Annotated in this window: 5 protein-coding genes; 1 reads left to right on the top strand and 4 read right to left on the bottom strand. The window is 54.4% G+C overall.

All coding sequences use genetic code 11. From position 1 onward, the window contains the following. Positions 1-267: 267 nt before the first annotated feature. Positions 268-2,055, bottom strand: a complete 1,788-nt coding sequence (locus tag L692_RS27595) for a putative bifunctional diguanylate cyclase/phosphodiesterase (RefSeq protein ID WP_025696904.1) — start codon at positions 2,053-2,055, stop codon at positions 268-270. A gap of 417 nt (positions 2,056-2,472) precedes the next feature. Next, positions 2,473-2,958, bottom strand: a complete 486-nt coding sequence (locus L692_RS0102475; protein ID WP_025696903.1) for a DinB family protein — start codon at positions 2,956-2,958, stop codon at positions 2,473-2,475. 191 nt (positions 2,959-3,149) lie between these two features. Here L692_RS0102475 and L692_RS0102470 point away from each other — a divergent pair, with 191 nt between their 5' ends. Next, positions 3,150-4,109 (top strand): helix-turn-helix transcriptional regulator, encoded by a 960-nt coding sequence (locus tag L692_RS0102470; protein ID WP_025696902.1) that lies wholly within the window; start codon positions 3,150-3,152, stop codon positions 4,107-4,109. Between the two features lie 349 nt (positions 4,110-4,458). Here L692_RS0102470 and gcvPB read toward each other — a convergent pair whose 3' ends face one another. After that, positions 4,459-5,919, bottom strand: coding sequence for an aminomethyl-transferring glycine dehydrogenase subunit GcvPB (gene gcvPB / locus L692_RS0102465; protein WP_025696901.1), 1,461 nt, complete (start codon positions 5,917-5,919; stop codon positions 4,459-4,461). Then, positions 5,916-6,449: hypothetical protein (locus tag L692_RS0102460; RefSeq protein WP_025696899.1), on the bottom strand; the 534-nt coding region annotated here is incomplete at its 5' end. The genes L692_RS0102460 and gcvPB, both read right to left, overlap by 4 nt.

Here is a 6,449-nt window from a genome sequence, read left to right as displayed (position 1 = left end):
GGCTTGACCGCCGCTACGGTACTGACGCTGGTTGTGGTTCCGGTCGTATACGAGCTGTTCTACTTCCACAAGTCGGCGAAGCAGCGCAAGAAAGCGTTGAAACAAGCAGCATAATGTACGGCTGAGCTGCAAAGAGCCATGCGTCAGGAAGAAAAAATCATGGATATAGCGAAGGTTCCCCGGCAATTGATCCGGGGAACCTTCGCTTCATTTTTGTGCAAAAATATGGTCTGCATGAGCTTCGATCAGGGGGAGGGGGGAAAAGTGTCAAGGCTCGGTACAGCTGGCCGCTCCGGAATTTTCCCAGCCGGCCAACAGCTGTTCCATGTCCTTTGCGGCGAGCGGCTTGCTGAAGAGATAACCCTGGATTTTGTCACAGCCCAGCTCCTGCAAATAGGCCAACTGTTCCGCCCGTTCCACTCCTTCCGCAATCACGCACATCTTCATTCTTTTGCCAATCATCATAATTTGTTCGAGCAGTATCGCCTCATTCGTTTCCGCCGGGATGGAGTCGATAAAGGATTTGTCAATTTTTAAAGTGGAGATCGGGAGATGGGTCAGGTAGCTTAAGGAAGAATAGCCTGTCCCGAAATCGTCCAGCGCAATCTTGATGTTCTTGTCTCTCAGTTCGTTCAATTTGGCGCTGACATGCTCGTAGGATTCGATCAATATGGACTCCGTGATTTCCAGTTCCAGACAATCGGGCTTAAGTCCGGAGGATTGCAGCGTATCCAGCACCAGCTCATTAAAATCGGTCTGTAGCAGCTGCAGCATCGAAATATTGACGGACATGGTCAAATGCTCGAAGCCCAGCTCATGAAGATGCTTCAAATACGCGCAGGCGCTGCGTAGAACCCACATTCCCAACGGAATAATCAAATGCGAATCTTCGGCCACTTTGATGAATTTGAATGGAGAGACATATCCCAGCTCGGGGCTGTTCCAGCGTAGAAGAGCCTCCAGACCGGCCACTTTGTTCAGCGCCAGATCGACTTGAGGCTGATAGAAGAGATCGAACTCATTCCGTTCCATCGCGGTGTATAGCTGCTTCTCAATGTTCATTCTTTCGGTAAATGTATCATTCAGAGGAGTGTTGAACACGATATAGTTGCCCTTGCCCGCTTCTTTTGCTTTATACATGGCGATATCCGCCCGTTTGACGAGTTCCATAATATCGGTGCCGTGATCGGGGCAAAGACTGATTCCGATGCTGGTGCTGATGTGCAGCAGACTGTTGTCGAGATCGACCGCCTTTTTAAGTCCGGCAAGAATCCGGGCCGCCACCCTTTCCACATCCGCCTTGTCCTTCAGGGCATGCAGCAGGATGATGAATTCATCGCCTCCGAAGCGGTACACGATCCCGTTTTGTCCCACAATGGCCTGCAGCCTTTCGCTTGCCTTCACAATGAGACGGTCTCCGAAATCATGACCCAGCGTATCGTTAATGTATTTAAAGTTGTCGATATCAACAAACATCAGGGCGGCGTTCCCGTCTGCTTCCGCGATGATATTTGCGGCGTTCTCGTACAAGTTCAGTTTGTTGGGCAGATCAGTCAGCAAATCGTGGTAGGCGAGATGCTGCATTTTCTCCTCGCTCTCGCCAAGCCTTCGCTGATTCTCGATTAACTGATCGTACTGCTGCCGCAGTTCCTCTTCTGTCGCTGTGATTTCCTCGTATGCGGATTCCAGATTTTCATGGGCGTTGATCACATTTTTATAGGATGTCTCCAGGTCTTTCTCTACCCTCCTGATCCGTCTGAGCGTACTTAGAATAAGGGCAAAGATCAGAAGGGCCGTCACAAAAACAAAGAACCAGCCTTTAATCATATTGATTGTGGCGATCAATTCGGCATTATCTGTGAGAGCTGAGACTGCCCTGTCGGTCAACAGAATCCATAGACACCCGACAATAAAGTAAATGCCGGCGATTCTTGAGGCTCCCCATAGAGGACTGAAGGTGTAGGGATTCACAGGCTCGGGCTGGAGTTCTTCATGCGAATTCCGGTTGAACGAAATGGAATTGCGGGTACGTCTACTGTTATTTTTTCGCAGCATTTTGCCCTCCATGTTTAAAGACAATATCAACGCTCGTGCTGCTAAAAATTCGCCATTTTCATTCAAAATCCTCTATTTTCCATTCATATTTTCGCTAGATAAATAGAGATAAATACCCATAAAATTCCTTATGTATCACTGTGTCATACGGCCCAAGACTATCTTCGCCGATGAAGTCTGAGCGTAAGAAGTCTGGGCGCAAGAAAGGACAGGCAAAAGACGGATTGGCGCGACCTATGCGCACCATCGTCCTTGGCTCTGTCCCATGTGTCTAGTTGCCCTGCGCCGGGTCGCGAACATCCGGCATTTCAAAGTGTACCCCCAAGCGGCGGTATCCCGGCAGCCATTATTCTGCTCGGATGGATTCAGAAAAGCCTGAATTGCTTCAAGAAGTCGGTCCGGCGCATCCAATCGGGTTTAGTACAGATCGAACATGTTCACCTTGTAGCCCAGTTCCTTCATATAGTTGAAGAGCTGCGCCCGGTGATGCTGGGCATGGGTGACGATTTCAATCAGCCATTTGGCCTGTACCGAGCCATGCTCCAGGTAGAACGGCTTGGTAGATTTGTACAGAAAGTCCTCCTCGCTCAGTCCTTCCATGTACGCTTTCAGGTCCTGCAAGCCTCTGTCCATCCATGCCGACAATGGTTCCGCAGCGCTGTCCTGGTTGACTTCTGCTTCCATCCGCCGGATTTCCGGCTCCCCCTGTTCCCGGAGGATCAGCAGATCGACCGAGGGGATGGATACAAGATGCTGGGCCAGTTCAAGCAGAGAGCGCATATTGTCCCGGGGACGGTAGTCCCGGTGCTCCGGAGAGATTTGGGCGATCAGTTTGGACGAAGTCCGGACAATATGCCCCAGTTCTTCAAGCAGCAGACCTTTCATTACACTTACGGCTTGCATAAGCTCACACCTTTCGATTTGCATTGATTTTGTCCGCAGCGAATTGTAAACAGACGGTTCGGTGAGGAAGTCTTTTTGCGGTATATGGCGCTTCTATGCTTCGGTTTCCATTGTAGATTATAATAGTGACAAGTATTGTCATAAATCTATAAAAAGTTACCGATTCCTCCACAGAAAAGAGGCCGAACATCATGCCCAAATCAAAACGGCTGCTGGAGCTGATGCTGACCGTCAATCGCAAGAAGAAATTTACCGTCAAGGAGCTTGCGCGGGAGTTCGGCGTGTCGGCAAGGACCATATTAAGAGATTTGCAGGAGCTGGGAGAACTTGGCGTCCCTTTATATTCGGAAGTGGGGCCGCATGGCGGGTATCAGGTGCTGAACGAACGGATTCTGCCGCCTATCGCTTTTACCGAGGAGGAAGCGGTCGCCCTTTTTTTCGCCTGCCACGCCTTGCGTCATTACTCTTTCATTCCCTTTGAGACGGAGGCTTCGTCGGCGCTGGGCAAATTCTATCATTATATGTCCGGAGATGTCCGGGACCGGATCGACCAGATGAAGAACCGGGTGGATTTCGTCGTTCCGGCCAGGCAGGCGGAGGCTCCCCATCTGTCTTGTTTGCTTGATGCATCCGTGATGCAAAGGATCGTGCGGATCGGATACAAATCGCAGGAGAACATTTCGGTCCGGGACATTCAGCCGATTGGCATCTATGCCAGCAGCGGGCTGTGGTACTGTCCGGCGTACTGCTTTTTACGCGGCGGTGTGCGGCTGTTCCGGTGTGACCGGATCGTGAGCGTGGAGGAGGGAGACCCCGGAATAAAGCCGCTGGACCTGCGCAGCGTTCATTTGGGCAACTGGGAAGATTCTTTTTCGGACAAAAGCCAGTATACCCGCTGCCGCGTTCAACTAACCGAGGAGGGAGTGCGGGTGTGCGAAGCGGAGCTGGGACGGCGGGGGCCGCTGCGGGTTCGGGAAGACGGTACGGGCTGGATTGACGACGAGATTCCGAACAGCGAAATTCCTTACTTCGCCCGATTGTTCATCGGCCTTGGGAGCGACGCCCAGGTTGCGGAACCGCCGGAGCTGATCGACTGTATGAGAGCGAAGCTAAGGGAGCTGCTGGAGAGATACAAGGACGGGGAGAAGTGACCGGATGGTAGGCGGGACCCGGCGCTGTCCTGTTGTGGCGCACAGGAATATTTTCTGAACCGCTCTATTTTAGTGAATATATAAACTCCCTTGCAAAATTGACGACTAACGCCTGTGTAAATTATCAAGGTTCTTAGCTGTATTATCCATATACTACCTCACAAGACTTTGGCTCAAGCAACGAAGAAAAAAGGCTGGCACGGAGATCTGATCCGTTTCCAGCCTTTTGCAGCTACAGTGTATTCATACCGCCAAGCTTGTTGCCGATCCTTGAGATGTAGCAAGCGGGGGCTTAAGCATCCGGTGTGTCACGTTTTTGTTTGCATACCGGGTTAACCTGCATAAGCCTTTATCCGCAGGAGCAGTTCAGCACAGGCCTCCGCGCCGCCTGCGTCTCGTCAAGCCGGCTGATTTCAGTTGTATGCGGGGCGTTCAGCACGATTTCAGGCGTATCCTTCGCTTCCTGCACGATACGGATCATTGTCTCGATGAAGCCGTCGAGCGTTTCCTTGCTTTCCGTCTCGGTAGGCTCGATCATGATGCACTCCTCCACGTTGAGCGGGAAGTAGACGGTCGGCGGATGGTAGCCGAAGTCGAGCAGACGTTTCGCGACATCAAGTGTGCGAACGCCGTAGGGCTTCAGATTCTTGCCGGACAGGACGAATTCATGCTTGCAAATGCCCGGGTAAGGCGCCTCAAAATGCGGCGCCAGCCGGTGCAGCATATAGTTGGCGTTCAGCACGGCGTTCTCCGACACCTCGCGAAGTCCGTCCGGGCCATAGGTTCGGATATAGGTATAGGCGCGGACAAGAATGCCGAAGTTGCCGTAGTAAGCCTTGACCCGTCCGATCGACTGCGGTCCCCCGGCCTGAAGCGTGAAGCTGCCGTCTTCCGATTTGACCACGGTGGGGCCTGGAAGGAACGGAGCCAGCTTCGCCTTGACCCCTACCGGACCGGCGCCCGGGCCGCCGCCGCCGTGGGGCGTGCTCATCGTCTTGTGCAGATTGAGATGCACGACGTCAAAGCCCATGTCGCCGGGACGGGTAATGCCCATGATCGCGTTCGAGTTCGCTCCGTCATAGTAGAGCAGGCCGCCCGCTTCATGCACGATTCTGGCGATTTCCACAATCTGCGTCTCGAAGAGGCCGAGCGTGCTCGGGTTGGTCAGCATGAGCGCAGCGGTGTCGCTGCCGACCGCATTTTTCAGCGCCTCCAGATCTACCATTCCCTGCTCATTGGAAGGAATGGTCACTGTTGTCAGTCCGGCCGCCGAAGCGCTGGCCGGGTTCGTGCCGTGCGAGGAGTCCGGCACGATGACCTTGGTCCGGACTTCTCCGCAGCTCTCATGATACGCGCGGATCATCATCAGTCCGGTCCATTCGCCGTGCGCGCCCGCAGCGGGCTGGAGCGATACGGCGTCCATGCCGGTCAGCGCGGCCAGGTCGCTTTGCAGCGTATGCATCAGCTCCAGCGCGCCCTGGATGCTCTCTTCCGGCTGGTACGGATGGATCTTCGCGAATCCCGGGAAGCGGGCGACATCCTCGTTGATCTTCGGATTATATTTCATCGTGCAGGAGCCGAGCGGATAGAAGCCGTTGTCGACGCCGAAGTTGCGGCGGGACAGGGCGGTGAAATGGCGGATGACATCCACCTCGGACACCTCCGGAAGCGCGGCGGGCTGCTTGCGCAGCAGCTCGGCGGGAATGAGCGCATCCAGGCTGTCCTCCGCCGGCACATCGCATTCCGGCAGGGAGTAGGCGGCGCGTCCGGGACGGCTTATTTCAAAGATAAGGCTTTGTTCCGGTTTCATAGACAGCCCTCCAGTACGCTTGCAAATTCGTCGATTTCACTCTTGCTCCGTTTCTCCGTTACGGCAATCAGCATATGTCCGGCAAGCTCCGGATAATCCCTGCCGAGATCATACCCGCCGAGGAAGCCTTCCTTGAGCAGCTTGGCGTTCACCGCGCCCGGATCGCTGCCCTCCGGCAGCTTCAGCGCGAATTCATTGAAGAACGGGGAGGTGAAGGCGATCTTGACGCCTGGAATGGCCCCGAGGCGGGCTGCCGCGTAATGGCTCTTGCGGATATTCAGTTCGCCGACCTCGCGCAAGCCTTCCTTGCCCATGACGGACAGATAGACCGAAGCGCAGAGCGCCAGCAGCGCCTGGTTGGAGCAGATGTTGGACGTCGCCTTCTCGCGGCGGATATGCTGCTCCCGGGCCTGAAGCGTCAGCACGAAGCCGCGCTTGCCGCTGCGGTCGACCGTCTGGCCGACGATGCGACCGGGAATGCGGCGCATGAGATGCTCCGCGACCGAGAAGTAGCCGCAGGTCGGACCGCC

The sequence above is a fragment of the Paenibacillus forsythiae T98 genome (assembly GCF_000520735.1).
Classification (GTDB): Bacteria; Bacillota; Bacilli; order Paenibacillales; family Paenibacillaceae; genus Paenibacillus_AQ; species Paenibacillus_AQ forsythiae.
The sequence above is the reverse complement of the archived record's forward strand: the minus strand, read 5'-3'. Positions and strand labels throughout refer to the sequence as shown.

What these genes read in the sequence shown, in the direction of transcription:
- L692_RS27595 (WP_025696904.1), bottom strand. Translation starts at nt 2,055, where the DNA reads ATGCTGCGAAAAAATAACAGTAGACGTACCCGCAATTCCATTTCGTTC.
- L692_RS0102475 (WP_025696903.1), bottom strand. Translation starts at nt 2,958, where the DNA reads ATGCAAGCCGTAAGTGTAATGAAAGGTCTGCTGCTTGAAGAACTGGGG.
- L692_RS0102470 (WP_025696902.1), top strand. Translation starts at nt 3,150, where the DNA reads ATGCCCAAATCAAAACGGCTGCTGGAGCTGATGCTGACCGTCAATCGC.
- gcvPB (WP_025696901.1), bottom strand. Translation starts at nt 5,919, where the DNA reads ATGAAACCGGAACAAAGCCTTATCTTTGAAATAAGCCGTCCCGGACGC.